Below are 21,421 nucleotides of genomic sequence, written 5' to 3' on the forward strand. Positions count from 1 at the left end.
CCAGGGCCTGTCCGGAAGTCTCCGTCGTCACCCGAGATCGGGCATGTCCCTGAGCTGCCTGCGCGAGGTGATATCGAGCTTGCGGAAGATGTTGCGCAGGTGGGCGTCTATCGTGCGCGGGCTGAGGAACAGGCGCCCGGCCACCTCCTTCGTCGTCGCTCCCGCCGCGACCTGGCGCGCGATATGCATTTCCTGCATGGTCAGGCGGTCGTAGGTGTGCCCGGAGCGGCTGCGGGCAACTTCTCCGGTCGCGCGCAGCTCGTCCGCGGCCCGCCGGGCGAATGCCTCAAGGCCGATGTCCGACAGCTGTTCGTGCGCGACACGCAGGTGCCGGCGTGCGTCGCGACGGCGGCCCGTACGGCGCAGCCACTCCCCGTACCGCAGGTGTGCCCGTGCGAGGTGCAGGACCAGTGGGCTGCCCGCCAGGAGCTCAAGTGCCTCCCGGTAGTCGTCCTCCAGGTCGCTGACCAGTGCTCGTGTGCCTGCCGCCACACCGAGGGCGATGCTGGTTCCCGCGGGCTCCGTGCGCTCGACCAGGGACTCCAGCGCCGAGCGTGCCACGGTGGTCTCGTCGCACCGGACGGCGGCCTCCACCAGTTCGGACAGCGCGAAGCCGGTCAGGAAGAGGTCGCCGCCCGCCACGGCGCGCGTGGCCGCGTCCAGCGCGGCCGGGTAGTCGGCCAGGCCGTTGTACAGCACGGCCGTCGCCCAGTGGGCGTTCGCGGTCAGGTGTCCGGCAGGACGGCCCGTCACCTCGGCGAAGAGGTCGAGCACTTCGCGGCGGCGGCCGCGCATCGCCGCCAGGTGCACTCTCGGGTAGAGCTGCGGCAGATCGCCGACGGCGTCGGCGATCGCCTCCTCCTCGGCGATCGCGGCCATCGCCCGCCCGAAGTCGCCGTTGAGCACCCTGGACAAGGCCGCTTGCGACAGGCCGAGCCGGATGGTCATCGGTGATCCGGTGTCCCGCCCCGTCCGCACCAGCCAATCAACGATCTTCGCGTGGAGGTCGAAGTCCCATAGTTCGCCCGCGAGTACCGTGGCCAATGCCGGTGCCTTGGTCCACCCGGCGGTGCCGTCGGGGTTGTCGGCGGCGAGAGCCCGTCGCAGGGCCGGTACCCCGGCATGGTGTCCCTCGGTGGTCAACAGCACCAGCGCATCGAGAAGATCCGGCGGTCCCGGTGCCGGAGGCGCCGATCGGGCCGCGTCGAGCACTTGGTCCATCACCCCCGCGGCCCGCCCGACGAGGAGACCCATCTCCAGCGCCGCCACGAAGTACTCACGCGAGCGTTCCGGGTCGTCGACGGCGATCCGCCGTGCTGCCCGCAGGATGAACTCCGGCCCCCGGATAGCTCCTTCGGCGCCTTGTGCGAAGGCGATCTGCCCGTGCAGCAGGTCCACGGGCGCGCGCTGGAGATCGTCGAGTGACTCGATGTCGATGCTGGTCAGCAGGGACGCCGCCGCGTCCGCCCGGCCTGCCGCGAGCGTGGCTCGCGCGGCCGCGAGCGTACGTTCGCCCTGTTTGCCGGAATCGAGTGACAGCTCCGCCGCACGTTCGAGGAACGCGGCGGTGGCCGCTACCCCTCCACGTGCCTGCGCGCGCATCGCCGACGACTCCAACTCCGCCGCGACCTGTTCGTCCGGTCCGGCGGTGGCTTGCGCGTGGTGCCATGCCTGCCGGTCCGGAGCGGCGACGGGGTCCGTGGCATCGGCCAGTGCCCGATGCGCCGATCGTCGCCGCTCCGGCTCGGCCGCGCGGTAGGCGGCCGAGCGTGCCAGCGGGTGGCAGAACCGCGCGCGCGTGCCGAAGCGCACGAGCCCGGACGCCTCGGCGGCCGCGCTCGCGGCGGGCACGTCGATATCCAGGAGCCGCGCGGCCGTCCACAGCAGACCTGGGTCGCCCGTGGGATCGGCACTGGCGAGAATCAGCAACAGCCGTGCGTCCAGGGGGAGTTGCGCCATCCTGGAGTGGTAGCTCCGCTCGATCCGGCTCACGACCGGTGACGGCGTCGGCAGCGTGAAGCCGCCGGCCTTCGGCAACTCGATCAGGGCCAGTGGGTTTCCGCGCGCCTCGGCGAGCAGGCGATCGCGCACCCGCTCGTCGAGCGTCACGGTCTTCTCCTCGGACAGCAAGGCGCGCGCGTGCGCGTCGCTCAGTCCGCCGACCGTCAACCCGGGCAGTCCGTCCAGTCCAGGGGCATCGACGGAATCGCGGGCCGCGAACACCATCGCGATCGGCTCGGCCGCGACGCGTCTCGCCAGGAATGTCAACGCCCCCGCCGAGGCGGCGTCCATCCAGTGCGCGTCGTCGATGACGCACAGCAGCGGGCGTTCCGTCGCGGCGGTCGCCAGCAGCTCCAGCGCGGCCAGGCCGACGCGGAACGGGTCCGGCGTGCCGTCGGCCAACCCGAACGCGACCAGCAGCGAGTCCCGGTAGGGGGCCGCGAGCGAATCGAGGCGCGTCAGCACCGGCAGGCACAGCTGATGCAGTGCCGCGAACGGCAGTTCCCCCTCGAACTCCGCCCCGGACGCGCGGATGACCTGGAAATTCTCCGGCGCCGTGTGCCGGATGTGATCCAGCAGCGCGCTCTTGCCGATGCCCGGCTCGCCGTGGAGGACGAGCACGCCGCCCTCGCCCCGTTCCGCTGCGTCGACGAGAGCGCGGAGGCGGGTGATCTCGTCGTGTCGGCCGACGAGCGGGCGGCAGAACCTCGTGAGCATGGCCCGACCATAGTCGTGATGCCGCCCCGCGACAGCAGGCCCCCACCGCAGGACGCCCGGACACCTAGGTAATTGTCACCGACGCGAGCGCGGCCGGTTCACGGGATCGTCATGGCATCCACGATGCGGAACCGAGCACCGGATCAAAACCCCCTGTGGAAGGACGCAAGGATGAGCGACGACACCGCACCCGCGATGGTGCGCACCCGCCCGCGGGCACCACGCGGCGTGGCGATGGCAGGGGCGGCGACCGCCATGTTCCTGGTCATTCTCGACAGCGCCATGGTGAACCTCGCCGGGTCGTCGGTCCGCGCCGGCCTCGGGCTCACATCCGCCCAGCTCACGGTCGTCGTGGACAGCTATCTGGTGACGTTCGCCGGTCTGCTGCTGCTCGGCGGCCGGATCGCCGATGTGCTCGGGGGCCGGAGGGTGTTCCTGGCCGGGATGGCCGTCTACCTCGCGGCATCGGCGTTCTGCGCGCTGGCGACCAGTGGCACGATGTTGATCGCCGGGCGGATCGGGCAGGGGGCCGGGGCCGCGGCGGTGATGCCGGCCGCGCTGTCGCTGGTGCTCGCCATCTATCCGTCTCCCGCGGAACGTACCCGTGCGATGGGCGTCTGGGGCGCGGTCGCGGGTTTCGGCAGTCTCGTCGGCGTCTTCCTCGGCGGCACGCTGACGGAGACGCTGGGCTGGCCGTCGGTATTCCTGACGCCGGTGCCGTTCGGCGTCATCGGAGCGGTCCTCGTGTGGCGTTCGGCGCCGTCCGTCCCCGGCAGGCCCGGCGCGTTCGACGTACCCGGCGCCCTCACCATCACCGTGGGGATCTCCGCCCTCGCGCTCGGCATGGTCTCCGCCTCCGACACCGGATGGGGCGCGCCCGGCACGCTCCTCGGGCTCGCGGTCGGCCTCGCTTCCCTGATGACGTTCGTGTACGTCGAGCGGCGGTCCGCGCACCCCTTGGTCCCGCTCGACGTCTTCCGCAGGAAGCCGGTGGTCACGGCGAACCTGGTGGTACTGCTGATCGGAGCCACGCTCACAAGCCTGTTCTTCTTCCTGCCCCAGTATCAGCAGGACGTCCTCGGGATGAGCGCACTGGCCACCGGTATGGCACAGATCCCCATCGCCGGCATGATCATCGTGGGCAGTGCCGTCGCACCGCTGCTGGCGAGGCGCGTCGGGTCGGCCAGTGCGCTGCCGGTCGCTCTCGCCGTACTGCTCGCCGGCTTCCTGTGGCTGGTGCTGGACCCGACGACCAGCGGTTTCTCCATCAGCCTGCTCGGCGCGTTCCTGCTGATCGGTACCGGTCTCGGACTGGCCCTCGTCAATGGCATCGCCATGGGGGTGCGCGACAGCGCGGAAGGCGAGTCGGGCCTGCTCAGCGGACTCATCAACGCGGCACAGCAGTTGGGCGGCGCGGTAGGGCTCGCCGCCCTCGCCGGGATCGCCATCGGCGCCTCGGGGACCCACGGGGACATCTCGTTCACCACCGCGTTCCTCGGCGAGGCCGCTCTCGTCCTTATCGCTCTCGCGCTCTCGCTCGTCCCCGCCGCCCGGCCCCAGCCGGTCTCGGCCGCAGCGGGTACGCGCTGAACCCGCCGACTTCACACGGCGTACGCCGACTTCACACGGCATGCACCGACTTCACACGGCATACGCCGACTTCAGAAAGGCACACAACGATGAACACACCCACCGTGCTCGTGACCGGTGCGACCGGAACCGTCGGCTCCGATCTGGTCTCCGCCCTACAAGCCCGCGGGGCCGCCGTCCGCGCCATGATCCGCGACCCCGGCCGCCCCCTCCCCGGTGTCGAGAACGTCGTCGCCGACCTGCGGGACCCCGCCTCGGTCACCGCCGCGCTGAACGGCGTCGACGCGGCCTTCCTCAACAGCCCCTCGGCACCCGACGCCGCCGAGCTCCAGATCCGGTTCGCCGACCTCGCCCGCGACGCCGATGTGCACCGGCTCGTACTGCTCTCCCAGTACGCGGCCCGCGCCGACTCGCCGGTGCGGTTCCTGCGCTGGCACGCCGAAGTCGAAACACATGTGGCCCGCCTCGGGCTCGACCACACCGTGCTGCGCCCCAACCTCTACTTGCAGGCGCTGCTCGGCTCCGCGGCCACCATCGCTCAAGGCTTCCTCGCCGCGCCCATCGGCGGCGCGGCCGTCAGCGCCCTCGACACCAGGGACATCGCGGACGCCGCCGCAGCCGTGCTCACCAGCACGGGCCACTCCGGCCGCACCTACACGCTGACCGGACCGCGCGCCGTGACCCACGACCAGATCGCCCAGGCGCTGTCGTACGCCACCGGACAGGACATCACCTTCCGCGACGCGCCCACCGACCAATTCATCGCCGCGCTCACCGGCATTCTCCCGCCGTGGCAACTCGAAGGCCTCATCGAGGACTACGCCCACTACGCCAGAGGCGAGGCCGCCGACGTGCACACGTCCGTCACCGACCTCACCGGACAACCCGCACGCGACCTCACCGACTTCGCCCGCGATTACGCCACCGCTTTCACCCGAGCGGTGCACACCAATGGAAAGGAAGCCCGATGATTTTCCACTGCACCCGCTTCACCCTCAAGCCCGGTGTCTCGGCGGAGGACAAAGCTGCCGGTCTCGCGAGGATGAGCGAACACATCAACGCCATCCCGTCCATCACGGCACGCGTCGTCGGCCCCGAATTCGGTGGGGACTTCGAGTACGGCGCCGTCACCACGGTCGAGAACATCGAAGCCTACGAGGAGTACATGAACCACCCGGCACACCTCGAAATGGACCGAGTCGGATTGCCGCTGGTCGACAAGTTCATGTCCTACGACATCACGGACGACCCGGATCCGGAGATCGGCGCGAAAATCGCCGAGGTCCACCGACGCCGGTTCGAGAACGTGCCGGAGGTCGCCGAACTGGTCTCCGATCTCAACGAATACACCGGCAGCGCGGCACCCGGCCGACACGGAAACTGACGACCACGGCGTCCGCGGATCGGGCCGCGGCACGCCGCCGCGCCCGGCCGCCGACGTCTTCGCATGGACCCAGTAATGGACCCAGTACTGGACCCAGTGCGAGGGCCACGGCCCCGGCGCCGAACTGAGGGCAAGCCCAAGAGGACCGTCAAGGCCCCCTGGACGGCGAATTGGATCGTGGCCCCAGCGATCTGTCAGAGCCAGCCGCGTCGGGCCGCCTGGACGCCGGCCTGGAAGCGGGTAGTGGCGCCCAGTCTGGTGAGGAGGCCGGAGACGCGGCGTACGACGGTGCGGCGGCCGAGTCCCAGGCGGCGAGCGATCGCGTCGTCGGTGGCGCCGCTGGCCATGAGGGTGAGGATCTGGCGGTCCCGGGCGTCGAGTTGGGGGCCGGCGCCCGTCGCCGAGACCGGGACGGCGAGTCTCCACAGGGATTCGAACGTATTGGACAGCGCCTGGAAGAGACTGGAGGGACGAATGAGGAGGGAGACGACGCCGGGGTGGTCGTCGGCGTCGAGGGTGACCACCGCCAATTCGCTGTCGGTGATGGCGAGTTTCATGGGCGGGTCGTCCAGTGCCCGTGCCTGTTCCCCGGCTGTGATCATGCGGGTCATGTTGGGGCCCGCGATGGGGTCGTCGAATGCGGACCCGTCGTAGATGGTGCGGTAGGCGACCCCGGCGGTCATGCGCTCGCGTTGGAGCGCCTCCTGTCCGAGGTAGTGGTCGACCGTGCCGGAGTACGGCGGTGTGTCGATCGTCCGGAGCTGGTGGCGCGCGGAGCGCTGAAGCTGCCGGCTCACGTCGAGGACCCGGGCGGCGTCCTCGACGACCTCCAGTGCGCCGTAGTGGCCGGCGTCCCGTCTGGCGAAGCGGTAGAGCTGTTCCAGTTCCGCTCCGGTCCGGCGCAGGGCCGTCCACTGGGCGGCGTCGCGCTGCGACAGGGCCTCGACGACCTGGGTGGGCGGCAGCGCCTCCCACCGCTCCTCGCCGCCGGCGTCCGTCGCGATGACGATGTCCTGGGCGGCGAGTTCCCCCAGCACCGCTCGCGCGACGGCCTCGCTCAGCCCGGTCCGGGCCGCCAGCCGGCCGACGGGCTCACGGGGGTGGCCGACCAGGGACCGGTACACGCGCCCGCGGTCGGAGCCCGGGTCCAACACGTCGTGCACGGCGGCCCTTTCGCCCGTACCAGGCCGGTCCGCCCGGTCGCCGCAGCATACTGCGCGGGCGGCGCACTTGCGCCAGTGGCTCAATCGGGCCACCGCCTTGTATGGCGCTGGGCGCATCACTGCGGTGAGACTTCCGGTGTCCGATCGCACCATCGGCCCCATGGCACCCAGCCGACCCCGAGGACATCCGATGAGATCAGCTCTGTCCGTCCGGCTCCCGCGCGTGAATGCAGCGGTCGCCGTCGTGGCCGCCGCCCTCCTCCTCGTACTGGGGCAACTCGGGCTACCGGGCGCGCCGGCCGCGCACGCGCAGCCCACGAGCCCGCCCACGATGGCCGACGGCTTCGGGCTGACCCAGACCGGTTCCGCGTCCGGCTCCGCCACCAACTTCGTGATCACCGTGAAGACCGCCCAGGTCGCAGGCGAGCACCGCATCCGCATCCTGCTGCCCGCCGACTACGCGGCCGACCCGGCCAAGCGCTACCCGGTGCTGTACTTCCTGCACGGCGCATCCGACGATCCGGGCAATCCGCGGCTCGCCTACCCCGCGCTCCTCGCGGCCCGTTCGATGATCACGGTCATTCCGGACGGGGGCCGCCGGGGCTGGTACAGCGACTGGCTCGACCAGCAGACCGCCGCCGGCGCCCAGAACTGGGAGAGCTTCCACATCAAGCAGGTGATCCCGTTCATCGACGCCAACCTGCGCACCATCGCCGCCAAGAAGGGCCGGGCCATAACCGGCCTCTCGATGGGCGGCTTCGGCTCCCTGCACTACGCCCAGGCGCACCCGGAACTGTTCAGCCAGGTCGGGGCGTTCTCGGGGGCGGTCGACCTCTCGCGGGACCATGCCGTCATGCGGGCCGCCGTGGTCGCCACGCTCACCAACATCGGCGCACCGCTCTGCGGCGCCGGCGCCCCCGACTGCCCGCTCGACTTCGGGCCCGCGGTCTCCAGCGACGCGGTCTTCGGCACGCCGTACCCGGTCCTCGACGCCGACTGGCGCTGGAACGCGGCGGACCCGTCCACGCACATGGACCGGCTGGCCGGCATGGGCATCTCGCTCTATACCGGCGACGGCCGGGGCGATCCCGCCAACCCCGAGTTCTGGGTCCGGTCGGCGGCGCAGCACGCCAAGGAGCACCTGGACGCACTCGGCTACCCCTACCACTACGTGGACTACGGCAACGGCTCCGGCTGGGGCACATGCGACGGCGGCCACACCTACGACTGCTGGGCGCAGGACTTCGCCGACTTCGTACCACGCCTGGAAGCGGCCTTCGCGTCCGCCTGACCTCTCGCGCCGCACCGGTCCCCGCTCCCTCTTCGTTCCGGCTTCGTTCCGGCTTCGTTCCGATCTTTGTTCCGACAGAACAGGGTTACGTACATGATCAAGCGACTGTGCACCCTCCTGCTGAGCCTGACGGTGCTCTGCACCGTGGGGGCCGCCGCCGCCCATGCCCAGCCGGCCAAGCGGGTCTACAACGCGATGCAGATCATCTTCAGCCCGTCGATGCCCGACGTGTTCTGCACGCTCGGCGCGGTGGGCAACGACAAGTACCAGCACAAGATCGCCATCACGGCGGGCCACTGCCTCAACGATCCTCCGTACGCGGACCGCGAGATCCACGACGACATCGCCCCCGTGTACGACCGGGCGGACCCGGACTTCGGCCCGATCGGATACGTGCGCTACTTCAAGGACGCGGAGGGTTCCCAGACCGGTCATGTGACCAAGGACTACATGGTCATCGAGCTCGTCCCGCAGGTGACGCTCTCCTCGCAGGGGCCGTACCTGAAGCAGACGGGCGAGGTGAAGGTCCCCGGCGGGACGCCCAGCCCGAACGCCCCGCAGCCCGCGCTCGACAACGAGCGGCTGCTCGCCACCGGCAGCAACGAGATCATCACGTCAGGGCAGACGGGAGTCTGGTACGGGACCGTCATGGACAACGCCGCGGGTGTCTACCGGGCGCCGGCCGCGAACATCCACGGCGACTCGGGCGGCCCGGTGATCTGGCACGTTCCGGGGACCGATCTCCCCTCCCAGGCCAACGGCTTCCAGGCGTCCGGTCCTTGGGCCGGGATCACCAAGGGAATCACCCTCGATATTCCGCCCTTCCTGTACACCAGCTCGGCCAACATCCTCGCCGACCTGCGCGCCCGTGACACCGCCGCCGCCCCCGCAGGCGTGTTCGGCGCGGGCTTCGAGGTGACCGCCAATCCGTAAGACCGGCCCAATCCGTAAGACCGGCCGCGGAGAACGCCCGAGGGCATCGGAACCGTCTCCTTCCGCGTCCGCAAGGAGGAAACCTTGTCCATCGGGAAGTCAGTCAGGAAGCCCGTCACGAATCCGGTCACGAATCCAGTCACGAAACTTGTCACGAATCCAGTCACGAAGCTCGTCACGAATCCAGTCAGGAGGCCCGTCGGGAAGCTGCCGAAGCGGATGAGAACGGCCCTGCTCGGCCTGCTCGCGCTGGTGGCCGCGACCCTCGTCGCCGCGTCTCCGGCACGGGCCGACGCGCCCGCCTACGAACTCGCTCCGCTGGTCCCGGCCGGCGCGGACCACCAGCAGTTGCCTACGGGTGAGGGGGAGATGACCACGAACTCCCCGAACGAGGTGCCGAGTTAAGGTGGTCGGGCAGTCTCCGCTGCCCCGGCCGCACCATCCTGCAAGTCTTTTCTTTCCGGGCGCGTCCGAGTGAGCAGACCCGATTGACCGCTGGGTGATCTGAGATGGGGGACCAGTGTCCGATACAGAAATGCGGTTGGCTCAGGAGCGCAGGTTCGTCGAGCGCAGGATCGAGGCGCTGCGTGAGGCGATCGAGCAGGGCCGGGCGGAGCCCGGCGACGCGGGACGGCTGGCGACGGCCATGTACGAGCTCAGGTCGATGACGCTGAGCCCGGTCACCGACGAGGAGTTGCTCGACACCGTGCGCTGGGCTCACGCCGCCGACCCCAGCGATCCGAAGCCGCTGGAGGTTCTGGTCGGGGCGCTCTGTGTGGCCCGGGTGCGAGCCGGGGACTCCCGATGGGACGCCGAACTGGACGCGGCTACACGGGAGCTGGAGGTGCTGATGCCGGATGCACCCGTTCTGGACATGGTCCGCCGGGCACGGAGCGATCTTCAGTCTCTGCTGGGAGAGAATCGCGGGAGGCCCGGGGAATCCAGTGCATGAAAGCCCCCGCCGAGCGCCTGGTCGATGAACTCCTCGCCGCCACGTCGCTCCTCCAGGCGGAGTCCCTGCTTTTCGACAATGCCGGCGTCTGCGCGTGGGACGAACTGTGGGGCGTGCTCCTGCTGCGCAGGGACCGGCTCCGTGCTGCCGGGCGCCGGGCCGCCGAGCAGGCCGCTCTCCAGGTGGTGCGGCTGGTGGAGGAGAACCGGGGCAACTGGGAGTTCACCGCGCGTCGGCGCGGGCAGCGCAACCGAATCGACGAGGTCTTCCCGGTCGCCCCCACGGAACCGCGCATGGTCCTGGAACGGATGGTGCTGGAACGCCTCGACCACGGTGACCTGGAGGCCGCGCTCGTCAACGCTCGGAAAGCAGAGGCCCTACCCTGCACGGACCGGGACGAGCGGGCGCGAATCGCCGAGGTACGGGTGCATCTCGCCGACGCGCTGCAACGTGTGCACCGCAACCGCGAGGCGCTGGACATCATGGAGTCCTTCGATGCCGACCCGGAGGGCCCGGATCTGATGCCGCACGGTGGCCCGGCCTACCTTGCCGCCGCCCATCTCCACCTCAGGCGGGGGTCGTTGTACCAGAGCCTCGGGCTGCACGGCCGCGCGCGGAACGCCTTCACGAGCGCCTGCCGGCTGGCCGAACCGATCGGCGACGACCTGGTGGAGGCGCTCGCTCGGACGGGGCTGGCCGATGCCTTCTCCGCAGTGGGCAGGCACCGCGACGCGGTGCGCGAACACCGACGGGTCATCGGCCTCGTCCGGACCCGGCGCCCGGATGAGGACCTGGCGCTGGCCCACGCGCTGAACCACCTCGGTGAGGCTCTGCGCCTGGCCGGCGACGCGGCGGGGGCCCGCTCCTGCCACCAGCGCGCGCTGGGACTGGTGGGCGACCAAGAGGGCCGGGCTCGCGTCGAGTCAGCGGCGCGGTTCGGGCTGAGCGACGCGGCCCTGGAGTCCGGCGACGGGGAGGAGATGGTCGAGAATCTCTTTCAGGGCTTCATCGTTACGATCAGCCCCGAGCGGGGGGCGATCGGCGCCGGCCTGAGCCGGCTCGCCGCCCGGCTGACCCGAGACGCCCCGGAGACAGACCTGCTGATCTCGGTCGCTGAGATCTTTCGCGACGGCTTCGTTCGCCCGAAAGGCCCTCCCTCGCCCGAGTACCGGCAGGTCTCGCTGCTCTTCGACCGCGCGCTGGCCCTCCAGCACCGGCGACGGGGGCTACGACAGGAAGCAGTGACCCTGCTCAGCCGTCTTCGCCGGCAGGCACAGGACGATCCGGAGCAGTTTCAGTACCATGAGGTGACAGCAGACCTGGTCGAGACGCTGGCAGCCGGTTCGCCCGCAGACCGCCAACTCGCCCTCGATCTGCTGTGGCAGTCGCGCGCAGCGCTCCTGCGCCGCCTCGACGCGGCAGCGGCCACGGCCACGGTCACGGCCACGGTCACGGTCACGGATGCCGGCGTCGCGGACCCGCAGAGCATGCGGGCAGCCGTCCAGCAGCACCGGGCGCTCCACCACCTCCTCGCGGACCTGCTGCTCGACCACGGACGGGAACTGCGCCTGCCCGGCACCCGATCCCCGGAAGAGCTGGCCTTCGACATCCACGAGGAGATCGCGCAGCCCGGACGCCGCACCGGGTTCGAGTCCATTCGCGAGCGCCTGCGGGGTATGCGTTCGGCCGGGCAATGCGCGTTTTCGGCGTTCTTCCCCGGCGAGGACCAGACCACGGTCTTCACGTACGTCCTGGCCACGGACACGCTCCGCGTGAACCGGGTGCCCATCGGACGCAAGCAGCTCACCGACGCGGTCGCCGACCTGCACCGCGCCTTCGACGGCGACCCGCACACCTTCCCGCCGCTGCCGCCACTGCATCCGCGCCGGCCGTGGCGCCGGCCTACCCCATTCCTCGACTCGCTCACGCCCCTGGTCGCGGCCTTCCTGCCGTACGTGCGAGACCGGGGACTCCTGCTCGTCACCGGGGACGGGCCGATGCAGAGGATCCCTCTGCACGCCGTCCCGATGCCGGACGGCCGACCGCTCGCCGCTGCCCACGCCGTCGTCCGGGTGCCGCACCCTCAAGCTCTGGTCACCGGCGGCAGGCCCCGGGCCACGGCGATCGGGACCCGGCCGGTGTTCTGCGCGGGCGTGGCCGCGCGGGAGGACCCCGTCCCGGAGCGTTTCGAGAACGACGCCGACCTGCTGGCCGTTCCCTCCTGGTCGGTGGACCGGCTGACCGGGACGGCCGCGGACCGGCAAGAGGTCCTCCGGCGCCTGGCCACAGCCCGGATCGCCCACCTCACCTGCCACGGATACTTCGACCGGCGCGAACCTCTGGACTCCGGACTCCTGGTCTCCCATGACGGGAAACTCCCGAGCAAGGCCCCCGGCCGGCTCTCGGTCCGCGCGCGCCTCGACCACCTGATCACGGTCCGGGATTTCGTCCACCACGTACTGGACCTGGACCTCCTCACCCTGCGTGCCTGCGCCACCGGCTACGACGAGTTCGCCGCCGGCGACGTCGAAGACCTGGTGGAGGCACTGCTGGGGTCGGGCGTCGGCACCGTGGTGGCCGCCATGTGGAACGTCGACGAGACGAGCTCCCGACGCTTGCTCACGGACTTCTACCAGCACCTGGCCACCGCCCCGCACCGGCCCGTCTGGCACGCCTTTTGGCAGGCACAACGCAACATGCTCGCGCGGCCGGACCACGACTGGCAGGTCCATCCCTACCACTGGGCCGCGCTGTCCCTCTCCGGCGATTGGAGCCGACTGTGACCACTCCGCTCGAACATCTGGCGGTGGCAAACATGCTGACCGGCCGTTCGGTGCAGCTGTCCCTCCAGGAGATCGCCGAGGACCTCGGCGGCTCCGACCCGGCCCACACCCCCCTGGACGCCTCCGAGGCCCACGCTTTGATCGAGGCCCTGCTCCGCGCGGGCGGCCGATCGTCCGAGGCCGCGGCCGCGGCGCTGGAGGGCGTACACGATCCTGCCGCCGCACGTCGACTGCTTGCCGAACTGTCCCAGGACGCCGAGACGGCGCAGCTCACAGCTGCCGTCCTGGCGGATCCGCCTACGGACGAGCAGATGAGCGTGGAGCATGCCGTCGCCGCCGCAGTGCTGTTGGGCGCCCTGGTGTCCTGGCTTCAGACGAAGGTGGACATCGAGATCAAGCGCACCGAGGGCAAAACGGAGTTCCGCTTCCGGCTGACCAAACAGCCGGCGTCTGCCGGCCTGCTCCGAGACCTGGCCCGCCTGGTCTCCCGAATCCTCAGCGGCCCTCCCCAGTGACGCCGCCGGGCCTGGCCGGCCCGATCCGGTTCTCCAGGCCCGAGGGCGTCGCCTCCGGCAGGATTCACGTAGCCGAAGGCCAGGCCGGAGCAGGTGAGTTGGATTCGGAGCGGTGGCGGCGAAGGTGTACGACCCGCACGACTCGTCGCCGTAGCAGCGGGACGCCGGGGCCGTCCATGACCTGCTCCTGGAGTTTCACGCCTGTGATGTGCCCTTCGCCGACTCCCGAGCCCGACCCGTCCGGGGACCATGCCTTGAGCCAGCGCTGCACCGACCGGATGCTGCCCCGCAACTCGTGATCATCCCACCATGACGACATCACACTTCGAAAGTCAGTAGAGCCCTCTGTAGGTCACGGTCCTGCTCGGACCGAGCTCGTGCGCGAGGCGGTCGGCCAATTTCGCCCCGTCGCCCCGCAGGCGCTCGTACGCGGCTTCCTGCGCGGCGTCATCGCGGTCCCGCAGCCATGTCTCCATGACCGTGTCGATGTCTGCCGCCCACGCGTACAGGTCGGCCACCAGTTGGTCGGACAGGTCGAGCGCGGCGGCGGGGTCGTCCGGGGCGAAGTCTTCGCACTTGTCCACACGGAGCGGATACCAGCGGTATTCGCCCTCGACGATGATGTGGAGCGGGTGCGGTGGGTTGCCGTGAGCATCGATTGTCCAGTGCAGGCGTTGGCATCCCCAGCACACGAACTTCACTGTCTTGTGCCGTTCATCCCAGTAGCGCACTACCCACGCGGGTCCCAGGTGTCTGGCCAGCGACTGGGCGGTCTCCAGACCGTTCTTGACGTGTTTGCGCAGCTCCGGGCGTGAAGCGAACCCGCTCGGCGGGCGGGCCTCGGACCACGAGGCCAACTGACGTGCCAGTTTGTCCGGAAGGCCCAGGGCGCGATCGTCGACGGGCACGCCGCGGGTGAAGCTGTCGGTTTCCGCGTTGAACCCGTCGTCCGACTCGTACAGCGGTGAGCGGTCCCCCCGGGCCCGTACGAGAAGGTGACGAGGTTCGTCGTTGTCGTGGGTCATGCAGAATTCGCTCCTACCGGGAAACCGTCGTCTCCCATGGCGATGCCGAGACGGTGGGTCCGACCATTGAACACGGTTTCGTACGTCGGCCCTCGAACGCAGGGGCGCACGCAGATGTCCTTCGCTTCCTCCGCCCGGCCCGCCGCGGAGATGCGGAGCCAGCCGGACCGTTCGTCGTATTCCGTGTGCCAGCTCTCTCCCTGGTCCAGCGCTGCCGGGATGCCCGGCACGAATGGTTTGTCGGGAGTGACGAAGACCTGGCCGGGGGACATACGCTGCTCCTTGAAGCTTGCCGGGTGCCAGGAGGTCCGTGGGTTGTACCCGTGGAGGTGCAGCAGCTGATGCGTCGTGATGCCTAATTCGAGGCGCAGGCGGCCGATGCAGATGCTCATGGATCCATCGGCACCGGCGCGGGCCGGCTTTTCGGCTCGGCTGTCGGCATGGCAGAGGAAGTCGATGGCACCCGGATCCTGGTATAGCGGTTGCCCCCGCAGCGGTATTCCGGGTTGTGATCGAGCTGCTACCACGGTGGAGCTTCGCTCTCCGAGTTCGCTCGCACCCTGCGTTCCTTCGCGCTGGGCGATGATGCTGCCCGCCGTGTGCGCGAGGGACTTGGCGCGCGCGATGAAGATCTCCGGGTAATCCATCGCGGATGTCCTGCTCGGAGGGTAGATCGCCGAATTCACATATACGGGCAGTTCATCACGGAGTGCCAGCAGGACCGCGTGCAGGGCTGATTCCGGGAGCTCGACCAGGAACAGGTGTCCCGATGCCGCTCCCGCGGTCACCTCTTGTTCGGCGTGCGCGGTAAGCGGCCACGCGATGGTCGCCTACCGACGGGCGGCGGTGCCGGTTCACTGTCGGATCGCCGGGCGGTACGTCAACCATGCTCCAACCCCACGGACGTGCCCGGTCTGCCGGTGTACCGATGCACCGCCGACTGATCCGTATCGGGCTCGGCGCGACGAGGTTTCGTATACAACTTTCGGTGTGCTGGCCCAGGCGGAGAGGGCTGGCTGTGGCCAAACTGAGCGGCAATTTCCTCGGTGGAAGCCTGTCAGGCCGATGCAGCGCTGATGCCACGCCGAGTTGGACCGCTGCCGCCACCCACCGCCACCATTGTTCATCTCGCCACTTTTGTATACGGTCTTGGCTGCATGGCGGCCGTAGTGGCAGGACCGAGCGGCAGCCCGCTACGAGTGAGGTGAGCCTGATGAGTACCGAGAGGACTGTTCCGGGGCGGCGGCACGGGGTCGGGGCGCGGGAGCCTCGGCGTGAGGATGCGCGCCACTTGGCGGGGCGGGGCTGCTTCGTGGCTGATATGCGGCTTCCCGGGTTGCGGGAGATCGCGTTCGTACGGAGTCAGGCCGCGCACGGACGCATTCGCGCGATCTCCGTCCCGGAGACGGATCGCGAGGCGGTGTGGACCGCCGAGCGGCTCGCGCCCTTCGCCGAGCCCTTGACGGCGACGTCGACGCTGGAGGGGTTCCGCGAGGCGCCGCTGCCCAACCTGGCTTTGGGGAAGGTGCGTTACGTCGGAGAGCCGGTCGCCCTGGCCATCGCCGACAGCCGGGCGGAGGCGGAGGACGTGGCCGGCCGGATCAGGGTGGATCTCGAAGCGCTCCCCGCCGTGGTCGGCTTCGACGCGGCTCTGGCGCCCGGCGCGCCGAGGGTGCACGAGGACTGGCCGGACAACGTCTTCGCCACCACCTCCGGCGAAGTGGGCGACGTGGACGCGGCGGCCCGCGAGGCGGCGGTCGCGATCACCCGCGAGTACACGATGAACCGGCAGGCCGTCGTGCCGCTGGAGACCAGAGGGGTGATCGCGCACTACAACCGGTCGGCCGACGAACTCGTGGTGTGGTCCTCGACGCAGACGCCGCACATGATCCGCGACATGATCGCGCTCCAACTCGGCATGCAGGCCCGGCGGGTACGAGTGATCGCCCCCGACATGGGAGGCGGGTTCGGCAGCAAGTGCTCCGTCTACCCGGAAGAGATCGCGCTCGCCGCCATCGCGACCCAGGTCGACCACCCGGTGCGCTGGGTGGAGGACCGCTGGGAGGCCCAGGTCGCCTCCACGCAGGCCCGTGACCACCGGCACCGGATCACCGCGTACGCGGCGGCCGACGGAACGCTGCTGGGAGTGGACGCGGACATCGTCGTCAACAGCGGGGCGTACTCGGTGCACCCGTGGACGGCGACGATGGACGCCACCATGGCCTCGGCGATGATCCCCGGCCCCTACCGGCTGCCGAACTACCGCTTCCGCACCCGCAGCCTGGCCAGCAACAAGACCCCTTCGGGCCCCTACCGCGGCGTCGCCCGGCCCTCCGCCGCCTTCTCCATCGAGCGCACCATCGACGAACTCGCCCACGCGCTCGGCATGGAGCCGTACGAGATGCGCGTCAAGAACATGGTGCGCAGCGAGGACATGCCCTTCACCTCAGTCGCGAACAAGGTCTACGACAGCGGCGACTACCCCGAAGCCGTACGCCGCGCCACCGCCCTCATCGGGCACGACACGTGGCGCGCGCGTCAACAGGCCCTGCCCACCACGGCCCGGCGGCGCATCGGCGTCGGCTACGCCTCCTTCACCGAGCAGACCGCGCACGGCTGCATCGAATGGGCCGCCCGCGGACTGGCCGTCACCATCGGAACCGAAGGCGCCCGGCTCGCCATGGACGCCACCGGGAGTTTCGTCCTGAGCGTCGGGATCAAGAGCCATGGGCAGGGCCTGGAGACCACCCTCTCGCAGGTCGTCAGCGAGACCTTCGACGTCGAGCCCGACCGGGTCACCGTGCTGCACGGCGACACGGCGCTCACCCCGCGCGGAGACGGCACCTTCGCCTCCCGGTCCATGGTGATGTCGGGCGGGGCCACGCACCGTGCCGCCCAGGCGCTCGCGGAGAAGGTCCTGCGCATCGGCGCCGTACTCCTGGACGAGCCCGTCGAGGACCTGACCCTCAGCGACCACGCCGTGGTGGGGAAGAAGGGTTCGGTCGGCTACGCACGGCTGGCGAAGGAGTTCCTCTTCACCCCCGACCACGTACCGGGTGTCGAGGCCGGCCTGGAAGTCACCTGCCACTACCGGCCGGACGTGCAGACCGGCGCGTTCACCTACGCCACGCAGGCGGCCGTGGTCGAAGTCGACCTGGACACCGGATACGTACGGCTCCTCGACTACGCGGTGGTCGAGGACTGCGGCACGGTGGTGAACCCCCTCATCGTCGACGGCCAGATCCTCGGCGGTATCGCCCAGGGCATCGGCAACGCCCTCCTGGAGGAGATCGTGCACGACGCCGACGGGCAGCCGAAGGCGACGAGTTTCCTGGACTATCTGCTGCCGGGGGCCACCGAGGTGCCGCGGATCAGGATCGAGCACATGTCGACGCCGTCCCCGCACACCACGTTCGGCGTCAAGGGCGCGGGCGAGGGCGGAGCCATCCCGCCGCCCGCCGCCATCGCCAACGCCATACGGGACGCGCTGCGCGAGTTCGGCACGGAGGTCAACGAGACCCCCATGACCCCGGAGCGCGTGTGGACGGCGCTCCAGGCGAGCCGGCCGGCCGCCGAGGCCGGAGCGATACAGGAGGCGGTCCGATGAAGGCGCCGGCGTTTCGCTACCGCCGGCCCGCCACCCTGGACGAGGCGGTCCAACTGCTCGCCGATGCCGGTGATGACGGTAAGGTCATCGCCGGCGGCCAGAGTCTCGTACCGATCATGAACATGCGGCTGGCCGAGCCGGAGACGCTCGTCGACCTCACCGGCGTCGACGCGCTGCGCACCAGCCGGGAGACGCCCTCCGGCGCCCGTTACGGCGCGACCACCACGCACATGCGATTCGAGTACGAGCTCGTGCCGGACGTCACCCGCGGCCTGCTGCCGTACGCCGCCGCCGGCATCGGCTACCCGGCGATCCGCAACCGCGGCACCGTGGGCGGCAGCCTCGCGCACAGCGACTCCTCCGCCGAGTGGCCCACGGTCATGTCCGCCCTGGACGCCACCGTGCACACCCGTTCCGTACGCGGCACGCGCGCCATCCCCGTACGGGAGCTCCTGCTCGGCTTCTTCACCACCGCGCTGGCACCCGATGAGCTGATCACTGAGGTGGAGGTGCGCCGCCTCGCCGCCTCGACGCGCTGGGGCATGTACAAGATGTGCCGCAAGCCCGGCGAGTTCGCGGAGTCGTTGGCTGTCGTCCTCGGCGAACGGGACCTTGGCGGACGGGGCGTCGGCGAACGGGGCGTCGGCGAATGGGACGACCCGAACGGGCCGTGGCAGGAGATCGAGCTGTGGCTCGGCGCGGCGACCGACCGCCCGCTGCGGCTGCGCACCACCGAAGCGGCCGTCCGCGGCGGAACATCAGCGGATCTGGAGCCCGCCCGTCTCGTGGAGCCCCTCGCAGAGGACATGGGTCAGGACCTGTCGGGCCTCGATTCCACCGCGCGGTACGCGCTGCAACTGCACGCGGTCACGGTCCACCGCGCGCTACGAGCCGCGGAAGGGACGACAGGATGAAGGGAGGACACCGGATGCATGAGATCACCGTTCGGATGACCGTGAACGGCCGCCCGTACACGGTGCGTACGGCCGGCCGTACCACCCTCGCCGACCTGCTGCGCGACCAACTCGGCCTCACCGGGCTGCATCTGGGCTGCGAACAGGGGGTGTGCGGGGCCTGCACCGTCACGGTGGACGGGCTGCCGACGCGCGCCTGCCTCACCCTGGCCGGGGCCTGCGAAGGCAGCGAAGTGGTCACGGTCGAGGGCCTCGAAGGCCCCGACGCGGACAGGCTGCGGGACGCCTTCTCCCGGAACGGCGCACTCCAGTGCGGCTTCTGCACACCCGGGATGCTCCTGTCCGGACACCATCTCGTCTGCGCGCGGCAGGCGCTCACCCGGGAGGAGATCGGCGTCGCCATGGCCGGCAACCTCTGCCGCTGCACGGGTTACAACGGCGTCGTCAGCGCTGTGGGGGAGGCGTTGGAGAGCGGTATCGCGGCCGAGGCCACAGCGCCCGCCGTCCACCGGAAAGACGCGGCGGCGGCCACCTGTCGGCACAACGAGGAGTAGAGCGGAGCAGAGCATGGAGTTCACCAACGATTTCGTCGTCCCGGCCGCGCCCGAAGAAGCCTGGGCCCTGCTGACCGACGTCCCGAGGATCGCCCCCTGCATGCCGGGCGCGAGCGTGCTCCCCAAGGACGACGGTTCCTACGAGGGCACGGTGACGGTCAAAGTCGGACCGATCAAGGTCAGTTACGGAGGTACGGCGGCCTTCCGCGAACGCGACGCGGGCAAACGGCGCATGGTGCTCGACGCGGGCGGCAGCGAGAGCAGCGGAAAGGGGTCGGCCGAAGCCGTCGTCACCGTCGACCTGACGCCCGAGGGCGCCGCCTCCACCCGCGTCTCGGTGGCGACCCAGCTTCAGATCACCGGCAAGGTGGCCCAGTTCGGGCGCAATGCGATGGCGGATGTGGGGGCGCGGCTGATCGGGCAGTTCGCGGCGAATCTTGAGGCGATGCTGGTCGCTGAGGAGCGGTCGGCCGTGGCTTCCGCCCCCGCTGAGCAGGGCAGTACGGAGCTGAACGCCCTGGCTTTCGTGGGCCCTGTAGCCCGCCGCTACGCGCCCGTGGCCGGGGCGTTCGTGACCGGCGCCCTGTCGGCGTGGCTCGTCAACCGTCTGCGTCTGCGTCCGCGCCCGCGTCTGCGGGGGCGGCGTGCTCCTGCCGTTCCAGTACCGACTGCTGGGCAGCCCTGAGATGAACCTTCATGATCATCTCGGCTGAGATCGCGTCCCTGCTGCGCAGCGCCTCGATGAGCTCCCTGTGGTGCTCGGCGCTGCGCGCGAGGTCGCGGTCTGTGTACTGCAAAAACGTACGCCGTACCAGCGGCAGCCCGAGCACCCCCGTGAGCAGATGGACGAGGCCGTCGTTGCCGGTGGCCGCCAGCAGCATCGCGTGGAAGTCGTTGTTCAGCCCGACGGCCCGCTGCCTGCCCGCGCTGCCGCCCTCCGCGATGGCCAGCTCGTACTCGGCGAGGTTCGCTTCGAGCGCGGCCAGATCCTCCGGCCCGATCTTCCGGGCGGCCACCGCCGCCACATATCCCTCGATCACGGTGCGCAGCCCGTAAACCTCCGCCACCTGCTCGGAACTCCAGGCCACGACCTGTGCGCCCCGGTGGCGTTCGATCCGGACCAGCCCCTCGGAGTGCAGCTTGCGCAACGCCTCGCGTACGGGCGTACGGCTGATCCCCATCGAGGCGGCCAGGGTTTCCTCCCGCAGCCAGATCCCGGGGCGCAGCTCTCCCGAGGCCATGCGCTCGGCGATCTCGGCATAGGCACGCTGGGCCGCTGTCGACTCCGCCCCACGGCCGTCTGCCACGGCGGACCTCCTCATCCTCGGTGCGGGAACCGCGTTTCCGTCTCGTCCCGTCTCGTTCCGCAAGATAGCCCAGGGAACCGGCGGGACTCGCCTTCGGGTGCCGCCGCATCGTGCCTGGCTGTACGCGCAGTGGGCGCCGCCGGTGTCACCGCACGATGGACGCGGAGGCCGCTGTGGCTTCGAGCGCGAGTTCCGCCGCGCCGGTGAGTTGGAGTTCGTCGGCGTCGACGGGGGCGAGGCAGGGGCCGAGGCGCGGGGGACGAGGGGGATGCGGCCCTGGAGGCGGGATCCGATGGCGGGGAGCAGGAGGTCTGCGCCGAGTTGGAAGGTCCGTCCGCCCTGTGCGACGACATCCGGGCTGATGGGGACGGCAGTGCAGGCGACGACGAGGGCGAAGTCGTCACCCCGTCGACGTTCCTGCTCATCGCTTCCCTTCGGAGGCGGCGGCGGTCGGACGGTCGCTTTCGGCATTCGTAGGGCGAGGGGCTCCAGGCATGCCCCCTTATCGCTCACAGTGAAATTAAAGTCTACCCAACTCCGTCAGACCCCTTGACGGCTAGAAGCGGCTGGTGGAACTCTGCGGAATTACTTACCTCTCACATCGAGTGAAAAGCGCGAGGAACGCCATGGCGGCCATCACACCTGCATCCGATGGAGACGATGGAGACGGCGGGCACTCCCGGCG

18 protein-coding genes are annotated in these 21,421 nt (G+C 70.2%); 13 read left to right on the top strand and 5 right to left on the bottom strand.

Annotated features, from left to right (window positions below; translation table 11 throughout):
- Positions 1-27 precede the first annotated feature (27 nt).
- Positions 28-2,718, bottom strand: a complete 2,691-nt coding sequence (locus ACFU99_RS00365) for an AAA family ATPase (RefSeq protein ID WP_384383558.1) — start codon at positions 2,716-2,718, stop codon at positions 28-30.
- A gap of 171 nt (positions 2,719-2,889) precedes the next feature.
- Here ACFU99_RS00365 and ACFU99_RS00370 point away from each other — a divergent pair, with 171 nt between their 5' ends.
- From ACFU99_RS00370 to ACFU99_RS00380, 3 genes are all read left to right on the top strand, one after another.
- Positions 2,890-4,308: an MFS transporter gene (locus tag ACFU99_RS00370; protein WP_384383561.1), complete on the top strand. Its 1,419-nt coding sequence runs from the start codon at positions 2,890-2,892 to the stop codon at positions 4,306-4,308.
- 89 nt (positions 4,309-4,397) lie between these two features.
- Positions 4,398-5,279: an SDR family oxidoreductase gene (locus tag ACFU99_RS00375; RefSeq protein ID WP_384383564.1), complete on the top strand. Its 882-nt coding sequence runs from the start codon at positions 4,398-4,400 to the stop codon at positions 5,277-5,279.
- On the top strand, positions 5,276-5,692 hold the full coding sequence (locus ACFU99_RS00380) for a Dabb family protein (RefSeq protein ID WP_384383567.1): 417 nt from the start codon (positions 5,276-5,278) through the stop codon (positions 5,690-5,692). The genes ACFU99_RS00375 and ACFU99_RS00380 overlap by 4 nt, the downstream gene beginning before the upstream one ends.
- 194 nt (positions 5,693-5,886) lie before the next feature.
- On the opposite strand, the gene ACFU99_RS00385 is transcribed toward ACFU99_RS00380, so the two are convergent.
- The gene (locus tag ACFU99_RS00385; RefSeq protein WP_384383569.1) at positions 5,887-6,855 is read right to left on the bottom strand and encodes a response regulator transcription factor; all 969 of its coding nucleotides are present in this window, start codon (positions 6,853-6,855) and stop codon (positions 5,887-5,889) included.
- 190 nt (positions 6,856-7,045) lie between these two features.
- Here ACFU99_RS00385 and ACFU99_RS00390 point away from each other — a divergent pair, with 190 nt between their 5' ends.
- The 6 genes from ACFU99_RS00390 to ACFU99_RS00415 all read left to right on the top strand — a co-directional run bounded on the left by ACFU99_RS00390 (position 7,046) and on the right by ACFU99_RS00415 (position 13,329).
- Positions 7,046-8,146: an alpha/beta hydrolase gene (locus tag ACFU99_RS00390; RefSeq protein WP_384383572.1), complete on the top strand. Its 1,101-nt coding sequence runs from the start codon at positions 7,046-7,048 to the stop codon at positions 8,144-8,146.
- A 93-nt stretch (positions 8,147-8,239) separates the two neighbouring features.
- Positions 8,240-9,079: a hypothetical protein gene (locus ACFU99_RS00395; protein WP_384383575.1), complete on the top strand. Its 840-nt coding sequence runs from the start codon at positions 8,240-8,242 to the stop codon at positions 9,077-9,079.
- Between the two features lie 219 nt (positions 9,080-9,298).
- Positions 9,299-9,484 (top strand): hypothetical protein, encoded by a 186-nt coding sequence (locus ACFU99_RS00400; protein WP_384383577.1) that lies wholly within the window; start codon positions 9,299-9,301, stop codon positions 9,482-9,484.
- 130 nt (positions 9,485-9,614) lie between these two features.
- The gene (locus ACFU99_RS00405) at positions 9,615-10,031 is read left to right on the top strand and encodes a hypothetical protein (RefSeq protein ID WP_384383580.1); all 417 of its coding nucleotides are present in this window, start codon (positions 9,615-9,617) and stop codon (positions 10,029-10,031) included.
- Positions 10,028-12,814 carry a CHAT domain-containing protein gene (locus tag ACFU99_RS00410; RefSeq protein ID WP_384383582.1) on the top strand — a complete coding sequence of 929 codons (2,787 nt, stop codon included), beginning with the start codon at positions 10,028-10,030 and terminating at the stop codon, positions 12,812-12,814. Before ACFU99_RS00405 ends, ACFU99_RS00410 begins: the two co-directional genes overlap by 4 nt.
- Positions 12,811-13,329, top strand: a complete 519-nt coding sequence (locus ACFU99_RS00415) for a hypothetical protein (RefSeq protein WP_384383585.1) — start codon at positions 12,811-12,813, stop codon at positions 13,327-13,329. The genes ACFU99_RS00410 and ACFU99_RS00415 overlap by 4 nt, the downstream gene beginning before the upstream one ends.
- Positions 13,330-13,661: 332 nt before the next feature.
- Here ACFU99_RS00415 and ACFU99_RS00420 read toward each other — a convergent pair whose 3' ends face one another.
- Positions 13,662-14,354, bottom strand: coding sequence for a hypothetical protein (locus ACFU99_RS00420; protein ID WP_384383588.1), 693 nt, complete (start codon positions 14,352-14,354; stop codon positions 13,662-13,664).
- Positions 14,351-15,001 carry a hypothetical protein gene (locus tag ACFU99_RS00425; RefSeq protein ID WP_384383591.1) on the bottom strand — a complete coding sequence of 217 codons (651 nt, stop codon included), beginning with the start codon at positions 14,999-15,001 and terminating at the stop codon, positions 14,351-14,353. The genes ACFU99_RS00420 and ACFU99_RS00425 overlap by 4 nt, the downstream gene beginning before the upstream one ends.
- 644 nt (positions 15,002-15,645) lie before the next feature.
- On the opposite strand from ACFU99_RS00425, the gene ACFU99_RS00430 reads away from it, so the two are divergent.
- The 4 genes from ACFU99_RS00430 to ACFU99_RS00445 are packed head-to-tail and all read left to right on the top strand — an operon-like array spanning position 15,646 to position 20,114.
- Positions 15,646-17,961 (top strand): xanthine dehydrogenase family protein molybdopterin-binding subunit, encoded by a 2,316-nt coding sequence (locus ACFU99_RS00430; protein WP_384383676.1) that lies wholly within the window; start codon positions 15,646-15,648, stop codon positions 17,959-17,961.
- Entirely contained in the window at positions 17,958-18,875 is a 918-nt protein-coding gene (locus ACFU99_RS00435; RefSeq protein ID WP_384383594.1) for an FAD binding domain-containing protein, read from the top strand. Before ACFU99_RS00430 ends, ACFU99_RS00435 begins: the two co-directional genes overlap by 4 nt.
- 14 nt (positions 18,876-18,889) lie before the next feature.
- Positions 18,890-19,429, top strand: a complete 540-nt coding sequence (locus ACFU99_RS00440; RefSeq protein WP_384383597.1) for a (2Fe-2S)-binding protein — start codon at positions 18,890-18,892, stop codon at positions 19,427-19,429.
- A gap of 13 nt (positions 19,430-19,442) precedes the next feature.
- Positions 19,443-20,114 (top strand): SRPBCC family protein, encoded by a 672-nt coding sequence (locus ACFU99_RS00445; RefSeq protein ID WP_384383600.1) that lies wholly within the window; start codon positions 19,443-19,445, stop codon positions 20,112-20,114.
- On the opposite strand, the gene ACFU99_RS00450 is transcribed toward ACFU99_RS00445, so the two are convergent.
- Positions 20,029-20,736, bottom strand: a complete 708-nt coding sequence (locus ACFU99_RS00450) for a GntR family transcriptional regulator (protein WP_384383603.1) — start codon at positions 20,734-20,736, stop codon at positions 20,029-20,031. The genes ACFU99_RS00445 and ACFU99_RS00450 overlap by 86 nt on opposite strands.
- Between the last annotated feature and the right edge of the window lie 685 nt (positions 20,737-21,421).

It is taken from the genome of Streptomyces sp. NPDC057654 (assembly GCF_042800135.1).
GTDB lineage: Bacteria > Actinomycetota > Actinomycetes > Streptomycetales > Streptomycetaceae > Streptomyces.

Coding starts and splice junctions, on each gene's coding strand:
- ACFU99_RS00365 (WP_384383558.1), bottom strand. CDS start 2,718: ATGCTCACGAGGTTCTGCCGCCCGCTCGTCGGCCGACACGACGAGATC.
- ACFU99_RS00370 (WP_384383561.1), top strand. CDS start 2,890: ATGAGCGACGACACCGCACCCGCGATGGTGCGCACCCGCCCGCGGGCA.
- ACFU99_RS00375 (WP_384383564.1), top strand. CDS start 4,398: ATGAACACACCCACCGTGCTCGTGACCGGTGCGACCGGAACCGTCGGC.
- ACFU99_RS00380 (WP_384383567.1), top strand. CDS start 5,276: ATGATTTTCCACTGCACCCGCTTCACCCTCAAGCCCGGTGTCTCGGCG.
- ACFU99_RS00390 (WP_384383572.1), top strand. CDS start 7,046: ATGAGATCAGCTCTGTCCGTCCGGCTCCCGCGCGTGAATGCAGCGGTC.
- ACFU99_RS00395 (WP_384383575.1), top strand. CDS start 8,240: ATGATCAAGCGACTGTGCACCCTCCTGCTGAGCCTGACGGTGCTCTGC.
- ACFU99_RS00400 (WP_384383577.1), top strand. CDS start 9,299: ATGAGAACGGCCCTGCTCGGCCTGCTCGCGCTGGTGGCCGCGACCCTC.
- ACFU99_RS00405 (WP_384383580.1), top strand. CDS start 9,615: ATGCGGTTGGCTCAGGAGCGCAGGTTCGTCGAGCGCAGGATCGAGGCG.
- ACFU99_RS00410 (WP_384383582.1), top strand. CDS start 10,028: ATGAAAGCCCCCGCCGAGCGCCTGGTCGATGAACTCCTCGCCGCCACG.
- ACFU99_RS00420 (WP_384383588.1), bottom strand. CDS start 14,354: ATGACCCACGACAACGACGAACCTCGTCACCTTCTCGTACGGGCCCGG.
- ACFU99_RS00425 (WP_384383591.1), bottom strand. CDS start 15,001: ATGGATTACCCGGAGATCTTCATCGCGCGCGCCAAGTCCCTCGCGCAC.
- ACFU99_RS00435 (WP_384383594.1), top strand. CDS start 17,958: ATGAAGGCGCCGGCGTTTCGCTACCGCCGGCCCGCCACCCTGGACGAG.
- ACFU99_RS00440 (WP_384383597.1), top strand. CDS start 18,890: ATGCATGAGATCACCGTTCGGATGACCGTGAACGGCCGCCCGTACACG.
- ACFU99_RS00445 (WP_384383600.1), top strand. CDS start 19,443: ATGGAGTTCACCAACGATTTCGTCGTCCCGGCCGCGCCCGAAGAAGCC.